Below are 22,710 nucleotides of genomic sequence, written 5' to 3' on the forward strand. Positions count from 1 at the left end.
CACGTCATAAAAGCGGTGGAGTCCTTAACTATGACAGCCTCAATCCCACACGGCGGCTCACGCGCCGGTGCCATTTTCCGGGTCACCTCGGGCAACTTCCTCGAACAGTTCGACTTCTTCCTGTTCGGCTTCTACGCCACACAGATCGCCGCGGTTTTCTTCCCGGCAAGCAGTGAATTCGCCTCCCTGATGATGACCTTCGCCGTGTTCGGCGCAGGCTTCCTCATGCGCCCGCTCGGCGCCATCGTGCTCGGTGCCTACATCGACGACGTCGGCCGGCGCAAAGGCCTGATCGTCACCCTGTCGATCATGGCCAGCGGCACGATATTGATCGTGCTGGTGCCCGGATACGAAACCATCGGCCTGTTCGCCCCGGCGCTGGTGCTGATCGGGCGCCTGCTGCAAGGCTTCTCCGCCGGCGCCGAACTGGGCGGTGTGTCGGTTTACCTGTCGGAAATCGCCACGCCCGGTCGCAAGGGTTTCTTCACCGCATGGCAATCGGCAAGTCAGCAAGTGGCGATCATCGTCGCTGCCGCACTCGGCTATGGCCTGAACCAGTGGATGGCACCGCAGGCGATCGCCGACTGGGGCTGGCGCATTCCGTTTTTCGTCGGTTGCATGATCGTCCCATTCATCTTTTTCCTGCGCCGCAACCTGGCGGAAACCGAAGAGTTCGCCGCGCGCAAGCACCGTCCGAGCATGGGCGAAGTGTTCCGCACCCTCGGCCAGAACTGGCGCGTGGTGCTGGGCGGCATGTTGATGGTCGCGCTGACCACCACGGCGTTCTACCTGATCACCGTGTACGCACCAACTTTCGGTAAAACCGTGCTGCACCTGAGCACTTCCGATGCGCTGCTGGTGACGCTGCTGGTCGGTGTTTCGAACTTCTTCTGGCTGCCGATTGGCGGCGCGCTGTCCGATCGCATCGGCCGTCGCCCGGTACTGATCGCTATGGCGTTGCTGGCGCTGGCCACAACCTATCCGGCGCTGTCGTTTTTGGTGCAGTCGCCAAGCTTCACCAACATGCTGCTGTCGCTGTTGTGGCTGTCGTTCATCTACGGCCTGTACAACGGCGCAATGATTCCGGCCCTCACCGAGATCATGCCGGTGGAAGTGCGCGTCGCCGGTTTCTCCTTGGCCTACAGCCTGGCCACGGCGATTTTCGGCGGGTTCACCCCGGCGATGTCGACCTTCCTGATTCAGTACACCGGCGACAAAGCCGCGCCGGGTTACTGGATGAGCATCGGTGCGCTGTGTGCGTTGTGCGCCACCCTTTATCTGTACCGCCGTGCCGGTGGTCGTCTGCAACCTGTCGCGGCCTGAGGAAAACCTGCCATGAAAAAACTCTTTACCGTCACCGCCCTCCTCGCCAGTCTGGCGTTCAACCTGAGCGTCCACGCCGCAGAACTGAGTGTGATGACTTCGGGTGGCTTCACCGCCGCCTACAAAATCCTCGGGCCGAAATTCGCTGCCGCCAGCGGTAACACGTTGACCACCAGCCTCGGCCCGTCGATGGGCAAGGCCCCGGAGGCGATCCCTAATCGTCTGGCGCGCGGCGAGCATGCCGACGTGGTCATCATGGTCGGCTACGCTCTCGATGAGTTGATCAAACAAGGCAAGGTCGACCCGGCTTCGCGGGTCGAACTGGCGGATTCGCGGATCGGCATGGTGGTGCGCGAAGGCGCGGCGAAACCGGACATCAGCAGCGTCGACGGCTTGAAGAAAACCCTGCTCGGCGCGCAGTCGGTGGCGTACTCCGACAGCGCCAGCGGCGTGTATATCGAGCAGCAGCTGTTCAAGAAACTCGGCATCGAAGATCAATTGAAGCCGAAGGCCAAGATGATCGCCAAGATCCCGGTGGGCTCGGTGGTTGCCAGCGGTGACTATCAACTGGGCTTCCAGCAGGTCAGCGAATTGCTGCCGGTGCCAGGGGTGAGCTTCGTCGCGAAGATTCCGGAATCGGTGCAGTCTGTGACCCGTTTCGCTGCCGGCATTCCGGTCAAGGCCGAGCATCCAGAAGAAGCCAAAGCCCTGCTCGCCTACCTTGCCGCGCCTGCCGCCCAGGCTGACGTCAAGGCCACCGGGCTGGATTCGGTCAAGCGCTGATCGGTGGCGGCTGGACTTTCATTTGCACCACCAGCCGCTCCAGTTCCAATGCCGCCGGGGTCAGCGTACGACCCCGGCGCTTGAGGATGCCGACACTGCGCATCACTTGCGGAGCGGTCAGCGGCACCCGTGTCAGGATCGGATGATCCGGCCCCGGCAGCGCCATCAACGGCACCGCTGCCACGCCCAATCCCGCCTCGACCAGGCCAATCATCGTCGTCACATGCCGCGTCTCGCAGATGCTCTGACGCTGCGGCACCACCCCGCCCAACGCCTGATCCAGCAGAAAACGATTGCCGGAAGTCTTGTCCAGGCCGATGTAATCCTGCTGATAGAACTCGTCCCACGTCACGCTGCTGCGCTGCGCCAACGGATGATCGCGGCGACAGGCGACCACGTAGCACTCCTGCACAAGCGGTTCGAAGTCGACTTTGGCATCCTGCGTGCCGAGAAAACTCAAACCGAAATCCGCCTCGCCATTAACCACTGCGCTCAAGACATCGTGGGCGCTGGAGTCGAGCACCTTGACCTTGATCCGCGGGAACTGCTGGTGATAACGCGCGATGACCCGCGGCATGAAGTAGTACGCCGCCGACGGCACGCAGGCGACGGTGACATGGCCCAGCCGCGTCGACGCCACTTCGCTGATACCCAGCAATGCGACGTCGAGATCATCCAGCAGACGCTCGACACTGGGCATGAAACCGCGCCCGGCCTGGGTCAGGCTGACCTTGCGCGTGGTGCGCTCGAAGAGCTTGACGCCGAGCGCGTCTTCGAGCTTTTCGATGCGCCGGCTCAGCGCCGGTTGCGACAGGCGCACGGTGTCGGCGGCCTTGCGAAAGCTGCCCTGCTCGACCACTGCGCGAAAGGCTTGCAGGTCGTTGAGGTCGAAGTTGATGGCCATGGTGTTTCCGGAAATTGATGCGCAAGGGTTATAAATGTAACCATTTGATGCAAATTATTACAGCCACGACGCTAATCCTCATGTGGGAGCGAGCCCGCTCGCGAAGGCGGTGTATCAGTCAACGATGCATAGCTGACCCTCCGCATTCGCGAGCAAGCTCGCTCCCACAGGGTTCTGCGGTGGCAATCAATTTGATTCAACCCTTATCCTTGTCGCCCCCCGCCGTACCGTTGTCAGGAGTTGACCCATGCCCCATGAAGGCAATCTGTTGCAAGCCGCTGTCGTGTTTCTGTTCGCGGCGGTGCTCACCGTGCCTTTGGCCAAACGTCTGCAACTGGGCGCGGTGCTCGGTTATCTGTTCGCCGGGGTGATCATCGGCCCGTCAGTGCTCGGCCTGATCGGCAACCCGCAGAGCGTTGCGCACATTTCCGAACTCGGCGTGGTGTTGCTGCTGTTCATCATTGGCCTTGAGCTGTCGCCGCGACGCTTGTGGGTGATGCGCAAATCGGTGTTCGGCGTCGGCCTGGCGCAGGTGTTGCTGACCGCGTCGGTGATCGGCGTACTTGCGTTGTCGGTGTTTGGCCAACCGCTGAACAGCGCGATTGTGCTGGGCCTCGGGCTGGCGCTCTCCTCCACCGCGTTCGGCCTGCAAAGCCTGGCCGAGCGCAAGGAACTGACCAGCCCTCACGGGCGGCTGGCGTTTGCAATTCTGTTGTTTCAGGACATCGCGGCGATACCGTTGATCGCACTGGTGCCGATGCTCGCCGGCGTCGATCATCACACCAGTACCGCCGACGATATCCGTCACAGTCTGCAGGTGCTCGGCGGCATCGCGGTGGTGGTGATCGGTGGACGTTATCTGTTGCGTCCGGTGTTCCGCGTGGTGGCGAAAACCGGTCTGCCGGAAGTGTCGACGGCCACAGCGTTGCTGGTAGTGATCGGTACGGCGTGGCTGATGGATCTGGTCGGCGTGTCGATGGCATTGGGCGCGTTTCTCGCCGGTCTGCTGCTGGCGGATTCGGAGTATCGGCATGAGCTGGAAGCGCAGATCGAACCGTTCAAAGGCCTGCTGCTCGGGTTGTTTTTCATCAGCGTCGGCATGGGCGCGAATCTGAGTCTGCTGCTCAGCGCGCCGATCACCGTGCTGGCGCTGACGCTGCTGTTGATCGGTCTGAAATTGCCGCTGCTGTTTGTGGTCGGGCGTCTGGCGGGTGGTTTGAACAAGATCAGTGCGGTTCGCCTCGGCATCGTTTTGGCAGCCGGTGGTGAGTTCGCTTTCGTAGTGTTCAAGATCGGTCGCGATCAGGGCCTGTTCGAGCCGCGCCTGTATGACCTGCTGATACTGACTATCACATTGTCGATGGCGGTGACGCCGTTATTGCTGTTGCTTTGCGCGCGGCTGGTCAGCCCGAAAGTGCAGCCGGTGGAAGTGCCGGAGAAATTTCGCGAAATCGATACCGAAGCACCGCGCGTGGTGATTGCCGGCATGGGCCGGATGGGCCAGATCGTTGCGCGGATTCTGCGCGCGCAGAATATCAATTTCGTTGCGCTGGATACGTCGGTGGAAACCATCGAACTGTCGCGCAGTTTCGGCGGCGTGCCGGTGTTCTATGGCGACCCGATGCGCCCGGAAATCCTCCATGCGGCGAAGGTCGGCGAGGCGGAATATTTCGTCATCGCCACCGACGATCCGGACACCAACATCAAGACCGCCGAGGTGGTGCGCAAGCTCTATCCGCATATGAAAATCATCGCTCGCGCACGTAACCGTCAGCACGTGCACCGCTTGATCGATGTCGGCGCCGAGGCGATCCGGGAAACCTATTATTCGAGTCTGGAAATGAGCCGACGCACGCTGGTCGGCCTCGGTCTGACCCAGGAACAGGCCGATGCGCGAATCAAGCGATTCAAGCATCACGACGAACAGGTGCTGGAGGCGCAGCACGCGGTCTACGACGACGAGGCCAAAGTCCTGCAGACCGCTCAGGAGGCCCGGGCAGAACTGGCCAAACTGTTCGAGTCGGATCAACTGGAAGAACAAGCCCGCAACCCCTGACTGCTTTGCACAGAACCAAATGTGGGAGCCAGCCTGCTGGCGATGGCGTTGTTTCAGACAACACATCTGAAACAGACAAACCGCTATCGCGAGCAGGCTCGCTCCTACAGGGAGTCGGTGTCAGGCCAGTTCCAGCGCCGGCGCTTTTTCGGCCGCTGTCAGTGCAAAGCGATCCGCCAGAAACGGGGCGATATCCAGCGGCAGCGGCTCGTCATTGACCAATTTGTCCAGCAACACACCAGTGATCGCCGAAGTCAGGATGCCGGTGCGAAAGTGCCCGCAAGCATTCAGGTAACCCTCCACCCCGCGCATCGGCCCGAGGATCGGCAGTTCGTCCGGAGAGCCCGGTCGCAGCCCGGCCCAGGTGCGCTTCAGATTCACGTCGGCCAGTTCCGGCAGGCAGCGCACCGCGCCCTGCACCAGCCCGGCGATTTCCGGGAAGGTGGTGGTGACGTCGAAACCCTTGTCTTCGGTGGTGCTGCCGATGAGGATTTCGCCGTTGTCCTTCTGCGCCACGTAGCAGTCACTGGTGGTCAGGCAGCCGTTGAGGATCTTCGGCATGCGTTCGGTCAGCAGAATCTGACCCTTGACCGGTTTCACCGGAATGCGAATCCCGGTGGCCCATTCACTCAAATCCGCCGCCCACGCGCCCGCTGCGTTGATCAGCGTCTTGCAGTGAAACACACCCTCCTCGCTCGTTTGCACCCCGGTCACTCGCGTGCCGTGATGCAGCCCCCCGGTGACGTTGGTGTTGACGAAAATGTCCACACCATGCTGCCGCGCGCCTTCCATGTACGCATCGGCGAGGCGGAACGGGCTGACCTGATGGTCGCAAAGGAACTCCAGCGCCCCGCGCGCCTCATGGCTGACGCTCGGTTCGGCTGCGCGCAGTGCGGCCTGATCGAGCCAGCGCACCTGATCGGCCAGATGCGGAATGCAGCCGACGATGTGCTCGGCGTAGAGCCGGTCTTCCTCGTCATAAATGACGAATTTCAGCCCGGTCCGCTCGAACTTGAAATCCATCCCGTGGTTTTCTCTGAGCTCGCGGTGCAAGGCCGGATACAGTGCGTTGGACTGCAAGGCAAAATCGAAAAACGACTTCGGCAGAATGTGCGGCGTGCTCGCATCCACCGCCACCGCCGCGCCTTGAGTTTCACGTTTGCGATTGGCCGACATCATGCGAAAGAAAATCACCCCGCAACCGAGGCCGACCGACTCGCCGATGGCCCACAGACCACCAGCCGACGCACGGGTGGCATTGCCGGGGCGCTTGGCATCGATCAGCGCAATCTTCAGGTTTTTGCGTTTGGACAATTGATAGGCGCAGGAAGCCCCGATCACGCCACCACCGGCAATGACCACGTCGTAGAACTTACTCATGGGCAGCGGCCTCCGTGCCGACAGACTGAAACGCGGAAAAAGGAATCGGATCAATCGGGAAGCGCGGACGCAGCCAGCCGACATCCTTGCGACCGGTGGCCTGGCGCAGACGATCGCTGCAGTAGCCGACGCACATGCGCCCCTGGCAATCGCCCATGCTTACGCGGGTGCGCATTTTCAGGCTGGCGATGTCTTGCACGCCCTGCTCCAGCGCCCGATCGATATCGGCGCGAGTGGCGTTTTCGCAACGGCAGATGACCGTGTCGGCGGCGGGCAACGTGGTCTGACCGACGCCGCGCTCGGTATAGCGATCCACCGCCGCACGAAAGCGCACGATGGCCTTGAGTTTGCTCAAGTAGCGGTCGCGACGCACCCGCGCCAGTTCCTCTTCGAGCACGCCGCGTTGCAGCAGGATCGATGTGGCGGCGATCCGACCGGCGAGCATCGCCGCTTCACCGCCGCGAATCCCGCCCATGTCGCCAGCCAGATGTACGTGCGGCTCGTTGCTTTGCTGCCAGATATTGGCATTGACGCGCAGATAGCCGTCATCACTGAAACCGTGATCGAGGCCCATTTGCTGGCTTAATTGCGTGCGCGGAATAAAGCCATAACCGACCGCCAGGGTCTGCGCCTCGAAGCGCTCGATGCGGCTCAGGTCCGGTTCCCAGGTGGCCGAATACGGCGCGACGCTGACGTTCTTCAGCTCGCCCTCGCCGTGCGCCTCGACCACGCCCCAGCCGTATTGCATGGGGATGCCGTGTAGCTTCAGGTATGCAAGCATGCTCAAGCCATCGAGGAACAGCTGCGGCTTGTTCAACAGCGCCAGACTTTCCCGGGCGATTTTGCCGAATGCGCAGGCCTCATACACGCCCGCAACGCTGACGCCGGAGGCATGCAGCTGTGTCGCCACCAACGGCAACAGCGGCCCGGTGCCGGCAATGATCACCGGCCCCTGCGGCTTGACCACGCCACTTTTGATCTGCAATTGCAGGCCGCCCAGCATGATCACCCCCGGCAACGTCCAGCCGGGAAACGGCACGCTGCGCTCGTGACAACCGGCGGACAACAGCAACTGTGGGTATTCGATCTCGTGCAATTGCTCGTCGCCATCGAGCACTACTAACGCGCGAGTGCCTTCAGCACCGACCACGCGATGGTTGAGGCGCACGTCGACCAGTCTGGCCTGCTCCTGAAATTCGCCGTGCAGCTTGCCCAGCGCTTCGGCGTAACGTGGGCCGAGGTAGTCCAGTTGCACGCCGTCACGCAGCGGCCCGCGATACACCACACCGCCGAGGCGCGACGCTTCTTCGAGCAAGGTGCAGCGCACGCCGTGACGGGCCAGTTCGATGGCGGCGGCCATGCCGGCAGGACCACCGCCGACAATCACCGGTTGCAGGCTCATACGACCTCCTGCGCAGTGATGCGATTGACCTGGGTTTGAATCTGCATGCCGTCGCGCACCAGGGTCTGACAGGCGCGGCGTTTATGCCGACCGTTGATCCGCACCAGACAGCATTGGCACACGCCCATGCCGCAATACGCGCCGCTGATCTGGTTGTGATCGTTGCGGGCGATCTGGCGCAGGCCGAGGGACTGGATAACGCTGAGGACGGTTTCGCCGATGGCAGCGGTGACAGGCTGACCGTTGATGTGCACGGTCATGTCCGCCTGCACCAACGGCTGGATATCGAAGGATCTTTCTAGGCAGTTCATTGCAGTGTTCGTCCGTGAAAATTCAGAAGAGTGTTGCGCCAGCTCCTTGCTGCACTACACCGTGCCGTCCCGTTTTTAATACTTTCAGGGGGACGTGCGGTACTCCGTCAGCGCAACAAAGTGCGCGCGAAAACAATGTAGTCGATCCCGCGGCAAAAAGATTGGATCCATTCAAGGTAAGGAATATCGCGAAGGGAAATATTGATCCAGAGCAGGCACAGCACAAATCCCTGTGGGAGCGAGCCTGCTCGTGAATCTTCGCCGCACCATAGTCATCGAATTCAGGCAGAACGCTTTCGCGAGCGGGCTCGCTCCCACCCCTGTTTTGGTTGCGCCAGACAGCAAAAAGCCGCTTTCACCCGAAGATGAAAGCGGCCGAGGCATCCTGCCTCAGAGGGATCAGTGCACGAACAGGGCGATCAGGATGATGATCGGGATAGGCACGCCGAGGAAAAACAGCAGTAATGAGCGCATGGTTTTGCTCCTTGTTTAACGGACTGGAGTGGTCGTGGTGTAGGTGTCGACTTCGACGTATTCCACCGCGTCGCGACGACGACCGCCGAAAGTAGCGGCGAGGCTGGCGAAGAACGCACCAGCCAACAATGCGACGAACATCCACAGCGAGGTGTAGGCAGCGACTTTGGCGGCGGTGTCGGCGGCTTGCTGAGCTTTCAGTTTGGCGTCGGCGATGGCTTTCTGCGTATTGGCATAGATCTCGTCGACACGACGTTCGGCATCGGCCTGACTCAGGTTGGTTCGCTGGGCAACCAATTGTGCGAGGTAGGTGCGGTCTTCGGGGCTGAGCTGACCGTTGGCCAGGCTCTGGGCGAAGATGCGGGTCACGGTGCCGCGTGCGGCGTCATCGCTGACGGCAGCAGGACGATCGTCGCGGAACAGGCTGTCGACAAAGTAGCCGTACTGATCGCTGTCAGTATTGGCAGCAGCAGAACCCGCCGCCTGGCTCATCGCACCGGCAGCACCGCCGACGACATTGGCACCGGCCTGCACACCGCCGCTGACGACGCTGCTGACCGAGCCGACCACCAAAATCGCGGTGACCAGTGTGGCCACGCACCAGGCGAGGAAACCGTGCGCGGTGTCGCGGAAATACACCTCGTCACCGTGCATGTTCGCCCATTTCACCCGCAGGCGACCGGCGATATAACCGCCCATGCCGGAAGCGATGATTTGCGTCACTGCCAGCCAGATGATGGTGGAGATCCCAAGGCCCTTGGCGCTGACGCCCTCTCCGGCCCATGGTGAAACAGCGGAGAAACCCAGACCGAAGCCGAGCAACACCAGGATCATCGACAACGCCGCAGCTGCCGCAGCGCCCGCAAAGATCGCGCCCCAGGACACACCCGAAACGCTGCTTGATTCTTCAACGGCAGAATAAATTCCATCAGAAGATCTGTTCATTGTTGTTCTGCTCCAGGCATGAAAAATGATGTTACAAGTACTCACGGGGACAATTGCAGTGAGCGTGCCAGTCGCCGGGACAAAATAAACTCATGTATTTCAATAACTTAGAAAAGATGAACTTCCTCAGACCATGCAATTTGCAACAACTGGGCAATAACGGCGGGTTTTCTGCATTGGCTGACGGCGCTGAAATCTGCATTTGTGACAGCCTGAAGATGAAAGTTAATTTAAAGCGTCACCGGAATTTCTTGGCAAAATGCTGCCATTCCGTTTGAACCGATCAGCAGGCCTGCCTATGACTCGTATCTTGACCATCGAAGACGACGCCGTGACCGCTCGGGAAATCGTCGCCGAACTCAGCAGCCACGGGCTCGACGTCGACTGGGTCGACAATGGCCGCGAAGGCCTCGACCGCGCCGTGAGCGGCGATTACGACCTGATCACCCTCGACCGCATGTTGCCCGAGCTGGATGGTCTGGCCATCGTCACCACCCTGCGCACCATGGGCGTGGCGACGCCGATTCTGATGATCAGCGCACTCTCCGATGTCGATGAGCGCGTGCGTGGCTTGCGTGCTGGCGGTGACGATTACTTGACCAAGCCGTTCGCCACCGACGAAATGGCCGCGCGGGTCGAAGTGCTGTTGCGCCGCCAGACCAGCGTCGCCACGCAAGCGACGACGCTGCAGGTCGCTGACCTCGAACTCGACTTGATCAGCCACGAAGCGCGCCGTGCCGATCAGGTGCTGACGCTGTTGCCGACTGAATACAAACTGCTCGAATTCCTCATGCGCAACAGTGGCCAGATTCTTTCCCGAATGATGATTTTCGAAGAGGTCTGGGGTTATCACTTCGACCCCGGCACCAACCTGATCGACGTGCACATCGGCCGCCTGCGCAAGAAAATCGACGCCGCCGGCCACGTTCCGCTGATCCGCACGGTACGGGGCTCCGGCTATGTCATTGCCGAACCCGTCTGACGGCTGGCGTTCCTCCAGCAGCCGCTTGCTGGCGCTCTACAGCTCACTGTTCGTGGCCTGGAGCGCGATCCTCATGGGGGTCATGTATTACGAGGTGTCGGGCTACCTCGACAACCTCGCCAAGCATTCGTTAATGCAACGCCAGCATTTGTTTTCGCACTTTCGCGGTGAGCAACTCGAAGACGCCCTCGCCGCCAGCATGACTTTCGATATTCGTGGCATCGACGCCTATGGCCTGTTCAGCGCCGACGGCGTTTACCTCGGCGGTGCACTGCAACAGATTCCCGAAGGCCTGCCCCTGGACGGCAAGATTCACATGCTCGCCGACTGCGCCGATTCCGACGATCCGACCTTGCCGAGCGACAGCTGCGATGCCGTTGCCACGCAAACCCGCGATGGGCGCTGGCTGGTTTTGTTGCGCGACAACGGTTCGCTGTTCGCAGTGACGCGGATCATTTTGCATGCGTTGTTCTGGGGCGTGTCGCTGACGATTCTGCCGGGTGTCGCCGGATGGCATTTGCTGCGGCGCCGACCGTTGCGACGGATCCGGGCGATTCAGGACAGCGCTCAGGCGATCGTCGCCGGTGATCTGACCCATCGTTTGCCGCTGTCCAACCGCCGCGATGAGTTGGACATGCTCGCGGCCATCGTCAACGCGATGCTGGAGCGCATCGAGCGGCTGATGAATGAAGTCAAGGGCGTCTGCGACAACATCGCCCACGACTTGCGCACGCCACTGACCCGGCTGCGCGCGCAGTTGTATCGCATGCAGCAACAGGCCGGCGAAGGCTCGCGGGAAGCCGCGCAACTGGATCTGGTGCTGGCAGAAGCGGATACGCTGATGGCGCGGTTTCGCGGCTTGCTGCGAATCTCCGAGCTTGAGGACCGTCAGCGCCGCTCGGGTTTCGTGCAGCTCGACCCGGTGCAATTGCTCGAAGAATTGCATGAGTTTTACTTGCCGCTGGCTGAAGAAGGCGAGCTGCGTTTCGAGCTGAACATGCCGGAAACCCTGCCGCCGCTCAATGGCGACCGGGCGTTGCTGTTCGAGGCACTGGCGAATCTGTTGAGCAACTCGATCAAGTTCACCCCGCCCGGCGGCACGGTGCTGCTGCGTGGGGTGAATGTCGGTGGGCAGACGCAGATCGAAGTGCACGACTCGGGCCCCGGCATTCCCGAAGCGGAACGGGAGGCGGTATTCCAACGGTTTTATCGCGCTGAGGGTGGGCAACCGAAGAGTGGCTTTGGCCTTGGGTTATCGATCGTCGCAGCGATTGTCAGTCTGCATGGATTCAGCCTTCAGGTGAGCAACAGCGATCTGGGCGGGGCGAAACTGCTGCTCGATTGTCGGCAAAGCCTGATTGGCAATTCCTGATCGGCTTTTGAAATGCAATCCATGTGGGAGCCAGCCTGCTGGCGATGGCGGTGTGTCAGTCAACGAATGAGTTGAATGATCGATCGCCATCGCTAGCAGGCTGGCTCCCACAGGTTTTCGCGTTGGATGATCAAGCTGGGTAATTGGCGCGCAATGCGTCCAGCCCGCCCTGGTAGATACCGTTGAACAGCGCCACCACTTCCTCCTCACTCACACCGTTGGGAGTAAACCGTCCCGACCACGTCACCCGTGCGCCCTGCTCCTGCGCCTCGACCTTGAGCGTGGCCAGATAATCAGTCGCCGGAAACGGTGCCTGTTCGATCGAATAGCTGTAGGTCATGGCGCCGTTATCGAAGGTTTGCAGGCGCTCGATCACCACGCCGCCGTCAGCGGTTTTCAGGCTGCGCACACGTCCGCCGTCAGTCAGGGTGCTTTCAGTAATGAGCGGCAGCCAGTCGGGCAGCGTGTTGAAGCCGCCGATCAATTGCCAGACCTGCTCGGCCGAAGTCGGGATGTCGATGGTTGCAGAAGCGGTTGCCATGGAAGTGGGCTCTCTGGTCAGTTCAAATATCGTAGCCCCTCACCCTAGCCCTCTCCCGAGGGAGAGGGAACCGATCGGGGAAAATTTGATGAATTGCGCCGACCTGGACGATCTGCACCGAATCGGTAATCGCTTCGGCCTGTACACCGACTGGAAGATTCGCGCTGAATCCATAATCGCTTAGGTCGTTCAGGTCGGCATCTGACGCGGCACGACTCGGTCAGTCCCCTCTCCCTCCGGGAGAGGGCTAGGGTGAGGGTGAGGGTTTTTTCAGTTATCCAACAACCGAAGCAAACCCTGACCATCAACCTCAACCCTGATCGCGTCATAACTGGCAATCGTCGCATGCGGGGTTTCCAGCGGATGCTGATGAGTCGTGGTAATGATCATCAAAGGCGCACCTGCCGCTTCCGCTGCTTGAATGCCCACCGTCGCGTCTTCGAATATCAGGCAATCACGCGGTTCAACCCCGAGGCGTTGCGCCGCCAAGCGATAGCCCGCGGGATCAGGCTTGCCGGCCTTTACGTCTTGCGCCGTAATCAACACCGCAGGCGCGGTAATGCCGGCGGCGGCCATGCGCCGCAAAGCCAGATCGCGCGGTGCCGAAGTGACCATGGCCCAGCGCTCGGCCGGCAGGCTGTTGAGAAACGCCGCGGCGCCGGGAATCTCGACGATGCCTTCGACGTCGTCAATTTCCGCTGCGGTAATGAACGCCGCTTGCGCTTCGGCATCCACCCCCGGCAGGTTCAGACGCGTGATGGTATCGATGGCGCGCGCACCGTGAATAGTCGGCAAAAACGCTTCTACATCGACGCCATGGCGAACCGCCCAGGCCGACCAGATCCGCTCCGCAGCGGCGATGGAATTGAGCACGGTGCCGTCCATGTCGAACAGGAAGGCACCGAACGCGCGGTCGAAAACAGAAATTTCAGCAGACAAAAGGGCAAATCCTCTGACAAGGGCGGGCAAATTCGCCCGCCAATGTAGCACCCGTCAGTGCAATTGCGGGGCCTTGGACTTGAATGCCTCTTCCACGCAATCGAGCAGCTGGCCGATCGCCCAGGGCTTTTTGATGAATGCCACCGAATGCTTGACCCCCGAGGTTTCCGGGGTCTCGTAGCCGGACATGACCATCACCGGTTTTTCCGGCCAGCGGTCACCGACCAGATTGGCCAGGTCGGCGCCATTGAGTGTGCCGGGCATGGTGATGTCGGTCAGCAACAGCGCAACGTCCGCCGCGTGTTTTTCCAGATACAGTGACGCTGCGTCAGCGCTGGTTTGCGGTTCGACCTTGAACCCTTCCTCCTGAAGAATTTCGCAAAGAAACTCCAGAATCAACGGATCGTCCTCGACTACCAGAATCAACCCGCCAGGAAGGTGCGCGCTCGACGTAGGTGTAGGGCACATGAACAGCACTCCCCCGAATTACATTTTTCGATTAGCGGTTTGGATCCGCTGCTTATCTGGTATGAGCCACACGCTCTGCAGAAATTCACTTTTGATACAGGACTTTTCGACAACGAGCTTTTCAGCGGTTATAGGTCGACGTTCGCAACCTGGCAATTGTGGTTAAAATGCTGGCCCATTCTGCTTGCCGATCCTGCCCGATGACCCCTGAAGCCCTCTCCACCCTCCACGCCCATTTGCTGCCGGCACTTGCCGCCGCCCCTAGCGAAACCCGTCGGCTGTTTCATGGGCGCGGGCGCTGCTGGCCGGGGCTGGAGCAGTTGACGGTGGACTGGCTGCAGGGCGTGGTGCTGGTGTCACTGTTCAAGGAACCGGCGCCTGAGCAACTGGCATATCTGAAACGCTTGCTGCTGGACATTACTGCCAGTGACGAGTGGCGCAAGTGCGGCGCGCACACCCTGCTGATCCAGCATCGCTACCTGCCGCAAAGCACCGCCGAATGGCTGCTCGGCGACGAGATCGAGGAAATGACCATCGTCGAGGGCAGCTTGCAGTACCGCGTTGACCTTGGGCGCAAGCAGAACGCCGGGCTGTTTCTGGACATGCGTTACGGGCGCAACTGGGTTCGCGAGCAGGCCAGCGGCAAACGCATACTCAATCTGTTCGCGTACACCTGCGGTTTTTCGGTAGCGGCCATCGCTGGCGGCGCCAGCCATGTGGTCAACCTCGACATGTCCCGCGCGGCGCTGAGCCGCGGTCGCGACAATCATCGCCTGAACGGCCATGACCTGAGCAAAGTCAGTTTCCTCGGCCACGATCTGTTCAAGTCCTGGGGCAAGGTGATCAACAGCGGCCCGTACGATCTGGTGATCATCGATCCGCCGTCGTTTCAGAAAGGCAGCTTTCTGCTGACCAAGGATTACCAGCGCGTGCTGCGGCGCCTGCCGGAATTGCTCACGGCGCAGGGCAGTGTACTGGCGTGCATGAACGACCCGGCGTTCGGCTCGGACTTTCTGATCGATGGCGTGATGCAGGAAGCGCCGCAGTTGCGTTTTGAACAACGGCTGGAAAATCCGCCGGAGTTTCCGGACATCGACCCGGAGAGCGGCTTGAAGGCGCTGGTTTTCCAGCGCAACGCCTGACACAAAAATTGTCTGAACAACGCCCATTTCCTGTGGGAGCGAGCCTGCTCTCCAGGTAGCCGTTTCGCAAGGAAATCACCAACCACCTCGGCACGGTCCATGCGATTGCCATGTGCAATGCAGCAGAACTCGCCGGCGGCATGATGACCGATGTCTCGATCCCGGACGGCGCGCGCTGGATTCCCAAGGGCATGACTGTGGAATACCTGGCCAAAGCCAAAACCGACGTGACGGCGGTGGCCAGCGCGGAAGGCGTGGATTGGCAAAGCGAGGGCGACAAGGTGGTCACCGTCGATATTCACGATACCGAGGGCAAAAAGGTCTTCACGGCGCGGATCACCATGAATGTAAAGCTTGGCTGAATGGACGGGTGTAGCGTGAGCCTGACCTCACCCCAGCCCCTCACCCGGCGGTAAGGGCGCCGATCCCGGTTGCCTGCCGACCTGATCGTTCCCACGCTCCGCGTGGGAATGCAGCCCCGGACGCTCTGCGTCCATAGCGTCACGAGGGATACTCCGGCTAACTCAGTGCAACGTCAGCCGCTGGCGGACAAATTCTTCGGTATGCCGGGTCGTCTGATCCAGGTGCCGGTCGCGCTGTTTCTCGGCGTCGAGCATCGCGCGCTTGCCGTTTTTCTGCAGCAGATAGGTATGAATCTGCTGAACCTCGAGTGAGCGATAAATCGGGGTGGTATCGATAAATCCGCGCAAGCCGTTGCTGCGATAGTGTCGGGTACTCATCAGCACCTGGGTTTCGCGCGAGCCGATCACCTCAAAGCCCAGCGCCTCGAAATACGCGACCTTGCCAACGCTACACGTCAGTTCGGCATGCGGGTATCGCCCGACCATCTCGCCGAGCATCGCCCGTGCCACACCCTGGCGCCGATGCCCTTCGCGCACCGCCATGTAGGCGACGCTGCACGCTTCCCAGTCGCCCTGCACCGGCAGGTACAGAACAAAGCCGATGACCTGCTCCGGGTCGTCCTCGGCGGTCGCGACCAGCAATTCCACTTCGGTACCCTTCTCGCCGTTCAACGCTTCCAGATACAGATGCACCTCATAACCCACCGCGTACTGATAGACGTTGTACAGCAGGTTGCTCGGCCCCAGGCCGACGGCGCTGATGTCGGTCAGGTAGTCGACGACCATTTGCAGAATCTGGCTGTTGACGCCTTCGGGACATGGGGTCTTGTAGTGGGTGATGCGTGGCATGACAGGCGAACTCCGGCGGAAAACCGCGACATCATACCTTGTGGATCGACAGAATCTGCTGATGGCAGCTCACCGTCACTGCTGCGGCGCTACGACCTTGAACTTGATCGCGATCTCTGTGGACACCAGCGAGTCCGCCCATTCCCCCGCGCCGAGGCCGAACTCGTCGCGCTTGAGGATCATCTCGCCGTCGAACACACCGATGCCACTGCCCGGTTTCAATTCCACCGGCACCTGCACAGCACGAGTCATGCCTTTGAGGGTGAGCTGGCCGTCGACCAGATAGCGATGCTCGGCCACTTCGGTGAAGCGCGTCGACTGAAACACCGCAACAGGAAATTGTGCAGTGTCGAACCACGCCGGTTTCACCAGTTCGGTGTTGGCGTCTTCACTGCCGGCATCGATGCTGCCGAGGTCGATATGCAGGGTGGCCCGGGCGTTGTCGAGGTGGGCGCTGTCGAAATCCAGCACCGCCTCGAACTTGCCGAACGTGCCATACATCGGTGCGCCCATTTGTTTGTAGGTAAAGCTGATCTGGCTGGCGGTGGTGTTGACCCGGTTGTACTCGACGGCCTGTGCCACAACCGAAACGCACAGGGAAAACGCGGCAGCCAGCAGCAATCGAATCAACATGACATTCTCCAGGCTGGGCTCGCTATCGGAAGGCTTCGATTGACTTAAGCAAACAACTGACCGTTACGCCAACGCTAACCGGGCTAAACCAACCGCTCGATCTTCTGATGCCGCCAGACCAGTTTGTAATACAGCGTTTGCAGCACCAGCATGCCCAGATACGCCACCGGAAACGCCATCCACACGCCCTGCAAACCAAACTGCCCGTCGAGCCAATACGCCGCCGGCAGTTGCACGCCAACCACGCAGATAATTGCAATAACGACCGGCACCAGCACTGTGCCGCTGGCGCGCATGATGCCGCCGATGATCGCCTGGAAGCCGAACACCAGCAGGCTCCATAACATGATGTGCAACAGATGCTCGGCCATCGCTCGGGTCGAGTCGTCGGTAAGGAACAGCCCGAGCAACCAGTGCGATAGCACGTAACCGAGAACGATCAAACCACCGGTCAGGCACACGTTGATCACAAGGCCCGTGCGCAGGATCGGGCCCATGCGCTCCAGCCGTCCGGCACCGATGGCCTGTGCACCAAGAATCGATGCGGTGATCGCGATCGACAGCGCCGGAAACTGCACGTAATTGACGATCTGCGTCACCGCGCCATAGGCCGCTGTCGCTTGCGAACCGTGCTGGTTGACCAGAGCCAGAATTACCAGCTCCGACAGCGACAGCACGATCATCTGCACGCCGGTCGGCAGGCCGATGCGCAGCACCTTGCCGAGAATCGCCCCGTCGAGTCGCAGTGCGGCAAAAAATTCCCGGTCCGGCGCCAACGGATGCCCGTTGCGAATCAAGCGCCACGCCAGCCACGCCATCGCCGACAGGTTACCGGCCAGTCCGGCATAGGCCGCGCTTTGAATGCCCAGTTGCGGCAAGCCGAACCAGCCGCGGATCAATGCCGGCGTCAGCGCCAGACCGACGCAGGTCGAGACCATCAGTGCCAGCAGCGGTGACAGCGTATCGCTGACCCCGCGCAGCAATTGCGTGAACAGCACGAATACCAATAGCGACGGCAGAATCCACAGCATCACATGGGCGTATGCCACGGCATCGTCCAGCACATCCGCCGGCGTTCCCAGCCCGGTCAGCGCCTGTCGCGCAAACACGCTGCCCAGCACCGCCGCCAGCAAACCGATCAACACGCCCAGCAGCAGCGTCGCGCCGGCAATCGCCTTGACCATGTGCGGTTCCCGCGCGCCCCAGGCCTGACCGATCAGCACACCCGCCCCCGCCCCAAGGCCGATGACCAACGCGATGAAAAAGAACACCACCGGAAACATCCCCGACACCGCCGCCAGCGCCTGGGTGCCGAGCATCTGGCCGATGTAGATGCTGTTGACCGTGCCCGACATCGATTGCAGAAAATTCGACAGCACCATTGGCGCAAGGAACAGCAGATAGGTTTGCCAGAGCGGGCGGTGGTCGGCGACTTGCATTGAGGGGTGGTCCATCTCTACGGCGGGAGGGTTGATGGAGGATAGCTTCGATGACATGCGGGCGGTGTGCAATTAACATTTCCGTTCGCTGTTTATCAGCGATCCAAACACCGTGTAACCGCCACTGACTGTAGGTAGCGGTTCGCACCTGTGGTAAACAACACGCATGCCAATCTTCCTGATAGAGGTCTGTTTATGCCGCACGTTGCCAACTTGCTGACCGGCACCCTTCTCGTCCTGCTCGCCACCACCGTTCACGCCGCCGCGCCCGCCGAAACCTTGAAGCCGTTGGTGCAGACGCTGAACGAACGCCTGAACATCGGCGACCTCGTGGCGCTGACCAAATGGGACAGCGGCAAGCCAATCCAGGACAGCCCGCGAGAAGCGCAAGTCATCGCCAATGCGCAAACGCTGGCCACAGAACACCAACTCGATCCGGAAGATGTCGCGCAATTGCTCGCTGCGCAAATGGAGGCGAACAAGCTGGTGCAGTATGGTCTGCTGGCCCAGTGGCAAGCCGCCGGGGCCGCGCCGGACACGCCGCGTCCCGATCTGGGCAAACAGATCCGCCCGCGTCTGGATCAATTGCAAACGCGGCTGTTGCAGCAGTACGCCGACTTCGCGCCGTACCGCCATGACGCCGATTGCCCGCAGTGGCTGGCCAACGCGCGCAACGGCCTGACCGAGGATGCGCTGCATGACCTGGCGCTGACCCGTGCGACCGGTGAGCTGTGCATTCGCCCGGTAGCGCCGTAATCACCAGCGTACACACCGCGTCCAAAAGCACGGGTAAGCCAACCTGAAACTGCCGGGGGCAATCCACACGCGACTGGCCCCCGCCGCCCATTGCGCATACCATTCGCCGACAAAAATCAGAACAGACCCTGCCTGCCATGCTCAAAGCCAGTCTGCGTAGCCACCTCACCCTCTGGTTCGCCGGATTGTCTTTGCTGACACTGTTGAGCGTGGGCTTCTATGTCGGCCACATCGCCACCGAGCAGATGAAGCAGGCCAGCGGCAATGCGCTGCTCAATACCGCGCGCGCGGCGGCCTCCTTGTTGGGCGAGCAACTGCGCGAACGCCAGCTGGAGGTTTATCTGCTCAGCCGTGCGCCGCATCTGGAACGTGGCGATCTCGACAATCCGACCATTCTCAAATCGATGCAACTGCGCACCGAGGCCCGCGCCGAGTATGCGTGGATGGGCGTCACCGATGCCGAGGGCAAGGTGCGTCAAGCGGTGGACGGTTTGCTGGTCGGTCAGTCAGTGCAGCAACGGCCGTGGTTCCGGGCCGGGCTGGACGGTGAGTACACCGGTGACCCGCATGAAGCCGTGCTGCTGGCGAAAATGTTGCCCGGTCTGGCCAACGGCGAGCCGCTGCGTTTCATCGATTTCGCCGCGCCGATCCGTAACGCTGAAGGTCAGGTGATCGGCGTGCTGGGCGCGCATGCGCACTGGAGCTGGGTGACCCGCATGGTCGAGTCGGCGGCGTTTGCGCATAAACATTCTGCGCCGGACATCGAAGCGTTGATCATCGATCACGATGGCAAGGTTCTCTATCCGGAAGCATTGGCTGGCCAGCAAGTGTCGACGCCCGACGAGGAGCTGCAAGGCTGGACGGCGAGCAATGGTTTTCTGACCAGCACGGTCAGCGTGCCGACCCCCTCCAGCACGGCACTGACCTGGTCGATTACCGTACGTCAGCCATTGGAAACCGCACTGCAGCCGGCACGCCTGCTGTTCTACAAACTGCTGATTCTCGGCGTGTTCGCGGCGCTGATTTTCGGCCTGGTGGCTTACTATCTGGCACTGTATCTGAGCCGGCCGATCGAGCAACTCGCGCACTCGGCCCGGCAGGTGCAGAACAAACAGACCGGCGCGCAATTTGCCCTGCAACACCCGGTACAGGAAATCGCCCAGCTCGGCCAGTCGATCGAGGCCATGACCCAGTCGCTGCTGGCCAAGGAGCGCGAGCTGCAACAAGCCAATGCCTCACTCGAAGCCACCGTCGCGCAGCGCACTGCGGCGCTGACCCAGGCCAATGCCGAACTGCTGAGTCTGGCTACCCACGATGCCTTGACCGGCGTTTATAACCGCCGTCGTTTCGATGAAAAACTCACCGAGTACACGCTGCTGTTTCGCCGCACCGGCCGGCCGTTCTCGCTACTGCTGATCGACGCTGACCACTTCAAGCGCATCAACGACACGCACGGTCACGCAGTGGGCGACGCCGTCCTGCAACAATTGGCGCAATTGATTCAGGCCAGCGTGCGCAGCACCGATTTCGTCGCGCGTTACGGTGGTGAAGAGTTCGCCGTGCTGCTGCCGGAAATCGCCACTCCCGACACACCGGAGGTGGTCGCCGAAAAGATCCGCGCGGCCATCGCCAGCGCAGATTTCCCCGGCATCGAGCAGGTCACTGTAAGCATCGGTATCGGTCTGGCTGACCCGGCCGACAACAGCCATGCCGCGCTGCTCAAACGTGCTGACCAACAGCTCTATCAGGCCAAGGCGAACGGTCGCAATCGGGTGGCGTGAGCAGGCGTTGCTCAGATATTGCTTCTGCTTTGTAGTTGGAAACTGCCGCAGAACTTACTGCGAAAACGTCTGCAGATACGCCAGCAGATTATCCAGCTTCTCCTCGTCACTCAGTCCCCAGAAAATCATTCGCGTGCCAGGCACTACGCCTTTCGGGTCTTTCAGGTAGGCAATCAGCGTGTCGCGATCCCAGGTCAGCCCTGAGCTTTTCATGGCGTCGGAATACACATAGTTCGCTGAGGTTCCGGCCGGTCGACCGATAATGCCATTGAGTTGCGGACCGAATCCGGGGCGGGCCGATTCGCCGACCTGGTGGCAGCCGCCACACAGGCGCGGGAAGATTTTTGCGCCGGCTTCAGGATCGCCTGCGGCCTGCGTGAGAGGACTGACCAGGCCAGTGCCGAGCAGCAGCGCGAGAGTCAATGCAGCAGTGTTATTCATCGCAAGTTCCGGTTCCATTTCAGCGGACGGCGCAAGGTTAGCATTTTGCGTTTATAGATAAGCACCGAGGATCTGGCGGATCTTCTTCAGCGCCTGGCGTAGCACATCGATGTCGACCGAACCCAATGCCAGACGAATCGCGTGCGGCACATGGCTCGCCACGGCAAACGGCTCGGCGCTGGTAACGGAAATCTGCTCACGCATCAATTCGACGACGACTTGGTCCGCACGCACATCTTCCGGCAGCGGTAACCAGAGGAAATACGAGGCCGGATGGCTAATACAAGGCAGGCCTTTGAGCACCTCGGCGGCCAACGTTTGTCGGGCCTTGGCGTCGTTGCGCTTCTGCTCTTCAAGCAACGTCACGGTGCCGTCGTCGAGCCAGCCGCAGGCGATAGCGGTCATCACGCCCGGAGTGTTCCAGGTTGTGGCGCGGATCACCCGCTCCAGCGCTGGCACCCGCTCGAGCGGTGCGGCGATGAAACCGACGCGCAGGCCCGTGGCGATATTTTTCGACAGGCCCGAGATGTAAACCGTGCGCTCCGGCGCCAGATCGATCAGCGCGCGCGGTGGGTTTTCCACCAGAAACGCGTAGGCCGCATCCTCGATCAACGTCAGATCATGCCGGCGGGCGATCGCTACCAATTGCTCGCGCTGCGCCAACGGCGTTACCCAGCCCAGCGGATTGTGCAGCGTCGGCATGCTGTACACGGCGCGCACCGCGCGGTGGCGGCAGAGTTTTGCCAAGGCGTCGAGGTCCGGGCCCTGATCGCTGGACGGGATCGCGACAATCTCCAGATGCAGCGCTTCGGCCAGGACCTTGAAGCCGGAATAGGTCAATGCGTCGGCGGCGATCACGTCGCCGGGTTTGAGCAGCGCCATCAACGTCACCGCCAGCCCCTGCTGGGCGCCGTTGACGATCAGCACTTGCTCGGCCGTGACCTCGACGCCGCGGCTCAGCAAATGCCGGGCGACCGATGCGCGCTCGTGGGCGCGCCCAGCGTGTGGCTGATAGCGCAGCAGCGCTTCAAGGTCGCCCGACAAGGCCAATTGGCGCAGCGCTGTGCGCAACAGCTCTGCCTGCCCTGGCAATGACGGGTAATTGAAATTGAGGTCGATCATGCCGACCGCCACGTCTTTCTGATCGATGCCCTGCCCCGGCGCCAGCGACGTTTCACGGACAAACGTGCCGCGCCCGGTTTCGCCGCTGACCAGGCCCATGGCCTCAAGCTCGGCGTAAACCCGCGAGGCGGTGACCAGCGCCAGCCCTTCTTGTGTCGCTAATTGCCGATGAGTCGGCAAGCGTGTGCCCGGTGCCAGACGCCCCGAACGAATGTCCGCAGCATAGGCGTCGACCAGGGTTTTATAACGGGAGCGCGGCATGTCGAGGTGTATCCATGACAATTTTTTGATTGTGCTGATTCTCG

General features: G+C 61.2%; 21 protein-coding genes and 1 pseudogene. 9 read left to right on the forward strand and 13 right to left on the reverse strand.

Going from position 1 to position 22,710, the window contains the following annotated elements:
• Positions 1-30: 30 nt before the first annotated feature.
• Both V6F91_RS08960 and V6F91_RS08965 read left to right on the forward strand, forming a co-directional pair.
• The gene (locus V6F91_RS08960; RefSeq protein ID WP_332763517.1) at positions 31-1,323 is read left to right on the forward strand and encodes an MFS transporter; all 1,293 of its coding nucleotides are present in this window, start codon (positions 31-33) and stop codon (positions 1,321-1,323) included.
• A gap of 12 nt (positions 1,324-1,335) precedes the next feature.
• A complete protein-coding gene (locus V6F91_RS08965) occupies positions 1,336-2,106 on the forward strand; it encodes a substrate-binding domain-containing protein (protein WP_332763518.1) in 771 nt (256 codons plus the stop codon).
• On the opposite strand, the gene V6F91_RS08970 is transcribed toward V6F91_RS08965, so the two are convergent.
• Positions 2,096-3,010 (reverse strand): LysR family transcriptional regulator, encoded by a 915-nt coding sequence (locus tag V6F91_RS08970; RefSeq protein WP_332763519.1) that lies wholly within the window; start codon positions 3,008-3,010, stop codon positions 2,096-2,098. The genes V6F91_RS08965 and V6F91_RS08970 overlap by 11 nt on opposite strands.
• A gap of 247 nt (positions 3,011-3,257) precedes the next feature.
• Here V6F91_RS08970 and V6F91_RS08975 point away from each other — a divergent pair, with 247 nt between their 5' ends.
• Positions 3,258-5,066 carry a monovalent cation:proton antiporter-2 (CPA2) family protein gene (locus V6F91_RS08975; RefSeq protein WP_332763520.1) on the forward strand — a complete coding sequence of 603 codons (1,809 nt, stop codon included), beginning with the start codon at positions 3,258-3,260 and terminating at the stop codon, positions 5,064-5,066.
• 120 nt (positions 5,067-5,186) lie between these two features.
• On the opposite strand, the gene hcnC is transcribed toward V6F91_RS08975, so the two are convergent.
• From hcnC to V6F91_RS08995, 4 genes are all read right to left on the reverse strand, one after another.
• Positions 5,187-6,446, reverse strand: a complete 1,260-nt coding sequence (hcnC, locus tag V6F91_RS08980; RefSeq protein ID WP_332763521.1) for a cyanide-forming glycine dehydrogenase subunit HcnC — start codon at positions 6,444-6,446, stop codon at positions 5,187-5,189.
• On the reverse strand, positions 6,439-7,848 hold the full coding sequence (gene hcnB / locus V6F91_RS08985) for a cyanide-forming glycine dehydrogenase subunit HcnB (RefSeq protein ID WP_332763522.1): 1,410 nt from the start codon (positions 7,846-7,848) through the stop codon (positions 6,439-6,441). The genes hcnC and hcnB overlap by 8 nt, the downstream gene beginning before the upstream one ends.
• A complete protein-coding gene (gene hcnA, locus V6F91_RS08990) occupies positions 7,845-8,159 on the reverse strand; it encodes a cyanide-forming glycine dehydrogenase subunit HcnA (RefSeq protein WP_332763523.1) in 315 nt (104 codons plus the stop codon). The genes hcnB and hcnA overlap by 4 nt, the downstream gene beginning before the upstream one ends.
• Before the next feature lie 489 nt (positions 8,160-8,648).
• The gene (locus V6F91_RS08995; RefSeq protein ID WP_332763524.1) at positions 8,649-9,578 is read right to left on the reverse strand and encodes a hypothetical protein; all 930 of its coding nucleotides are present in this window, start codon (positions 9,576-9,578) and stop codon (positions 8,649-8,651) included.
• Between the two features lie 298 nt (positions 9,579-9,876).
• Between V6F91_RS08995 and V6F91_RS09000 the strand changes: the two genes are divergently transcribed.
• On the forward strand, positions 9,877-10,560 hold the full coding sequence (locus tag V6F91_RS09000; protein ID WP_332763525.1) for a response regulator transcription factor: 684 nt from the start codon (positions 9,877-9,879) through the stop codon (positions 10,558-10,560).
• On the forward strand, positions 10,538-11,932 hold the full coding sequence (locus V6F91_RS09005) for a HAMP domain-containing sensor histidine kinase (protein WP_332763526.1): 1,395 nt from the start codon (positions 10,538-10,540) through the stop codon (positions 11,930-11,932). Before V6F91_RS09000 ends, V6F91_RS09005 begins: the two co-directional genes overlap by 23 nt.
• A 130-nt stretch (positions 11,933-12,062) precedes the next feature.
• On the opposite strand, the gene V6F91_RS09010 is transcribed toward V6F91_RS09005, so the two are convergent.
• The 3 genes from V6F91_RS09010 to V6F91_RS09020 form a co-directional block, all read right to left on the reverse strand.
• On the reverse strand, positions 12,063-12,473 hold the full coding sequence (locus V6F91_RS09010; protein ID WP_332763527.1) for an SRPBCC family protein: 411 nt from the start codon (positions 12,471-12,473) through the stop codon (positions 12,063-12,065).
• Between the two features lie 270 nt (positions 12,474-12,743).
• Positions 12,744-13,412: an HAD family hydrolase gene (locus V6F91_RS09015; RefSeq protein ID WP_332763528.1), complete on the reverse strand. Its 669-nt coding sequence runs from the start codon at positions 13,410-13,412 to the stop codon at positions 12,744-12,746.
• A 54-nt stretch (positions 13,413-13,466) separates the two neighbouring features.
• Entirely contained in the window at positions 13,467-13,880 is a 414-nt protein-coding gene (locus V6F91_RS09020; RefSeq protein WP_332763529.1) for a response regulator, read from the reverse strand.
• 200 nt (positions 13,881-14,080) lie between these two features.
• On the opposite strand from V6F91_RS09020, the gene V6F91_RS09025 reads away from it, so the two are divergent.
• Complete coding sequence (locus V6F91_RS09025; RefSeq protein WP_332763530.1) at positions 14,081-15,022, forward strand: class I SAM-dependent methyltransferase; 942 nt, start codon at positions 14,081-14,083, stop codon at positions 15,020-15,022.
• A 59-nt stretch (positions 15,023-15,081) separates the two neighbouring features.
• Positions 15,082-15,384, forward strand: a pseudogene (locus V6F91_RS09030) (hotdog fold domain-containing protein); the annotation flags it as partial.
• A gap of 162 nt (positions 15,385-15,546) precedes the next feature.
• Here V6F91_RS09030 and V6F91_RS09035 read toward each other — a convergent pair.
• The 3 genes from V6F91_RS09035 to V6F91_RS09045 form a co-directional block, all read right to left on the reverse strand.
• On the reverse strand, positions 15,547-16,233 hold the full coding sequence (locus tag V6F91_RS09035; protein WP_332763532.1) for a GNAT family N-acetyltransferase: 687 nt from the start codon (positions 16,231-16,233) through the stop codon (positions 15,547-15,549).
• A 75-nt stretch (positions 16,234-16,308) separates the two neighbouring features.
• Positions 16,309-16,866: a YceI family protein gene (locus V6F91_RS09040; protein ID WP_332763534.1), complete on the reverse strand. Its 558-nt coding sequence runs from the start codon at positions 16,864-16,866 to the stop codon at positions 16,309-16,311.
• An 83-nt stretch (positions 16,867-16,949) separates the two neighbouring features.
• Entirely contained in the window at positions 16,950-18,305 is a 1,356-nt protein-coding gene (locus V6F91_RS09045) for an MATE family efflux transporter (RefSeq protein ID WP_332763536.1), read from the reverse strand.
• A 195-nt stretch (positions 18,306-18,500) separates the two neighbouring features.
• On the opposite strand from V6F91_RS09045, the gene V6F91_RS09050 reads away from it, so the two are divergent.
• Both V6F91_RS09050 and V6F91_RS09055 read left to right on the forward strand, forming a co-directional pair.
• Positions 18,501-19,061, forward strand: coding sequence for a chorismate mutase (locus tag V6F91_RS09050; protein ID WP_332763538.1), 561 nt, complete (start codon positions 18,501-18,503; stop codon positions 19,059-19,061).
• A 137-nt stretch (positions 19,062-19,198) separates the two neighbouring features.
• Positions 19,199-20,842, forward strand: a complete 1,644-nt coding sequence (locus tag V6F91_RS09055; RefSeq protein WP_332763540.1) for a diguanylate cyclase — start codon at positions 19,199-19,201, stop codon at positions 20,840-20,842.
• 54 nt (positions 20,843-20,896) lie between these two features.
• Here the strand turns inward: V6F91_RS09055 and V6F91_RS09060 are convergent, their stop codons facing one another.
• Positions 20,897-21,283, reverse strand: a complete 387-nt coding sequence (locus V6F91_RS09060; protein WP_332763542.1) for a cytochrome c family protein — start codon at positions 21,281-21,283, stop codon at positions 20,897-20,899.
• Positions 21,284-21,334: 51 nt separating this feature from the next.
• Entirely contained in the window at positions 21,335-22,666 is a 1,332-nt protein-coding gene (locus tag V6F91_RS09065) for a PLP-dependent aminotransferase family protein (protein WP_332763544.1), read from the reverse strand.
• Between the last annotated feature and the right edge of the window lie 44 nt (positions 22,667-22,710).

Origin of the sequence: Pseudomonas koreensis (assembly GCF_036668835.1) — a bacterium.
GTDB lineage: Bacteria > Pseudomonadota > Gammaproteobacteria > Pseudomonadales > Pseudomonadaceae > Aquipseudomonas > Aquipseudomonas koreensis_I.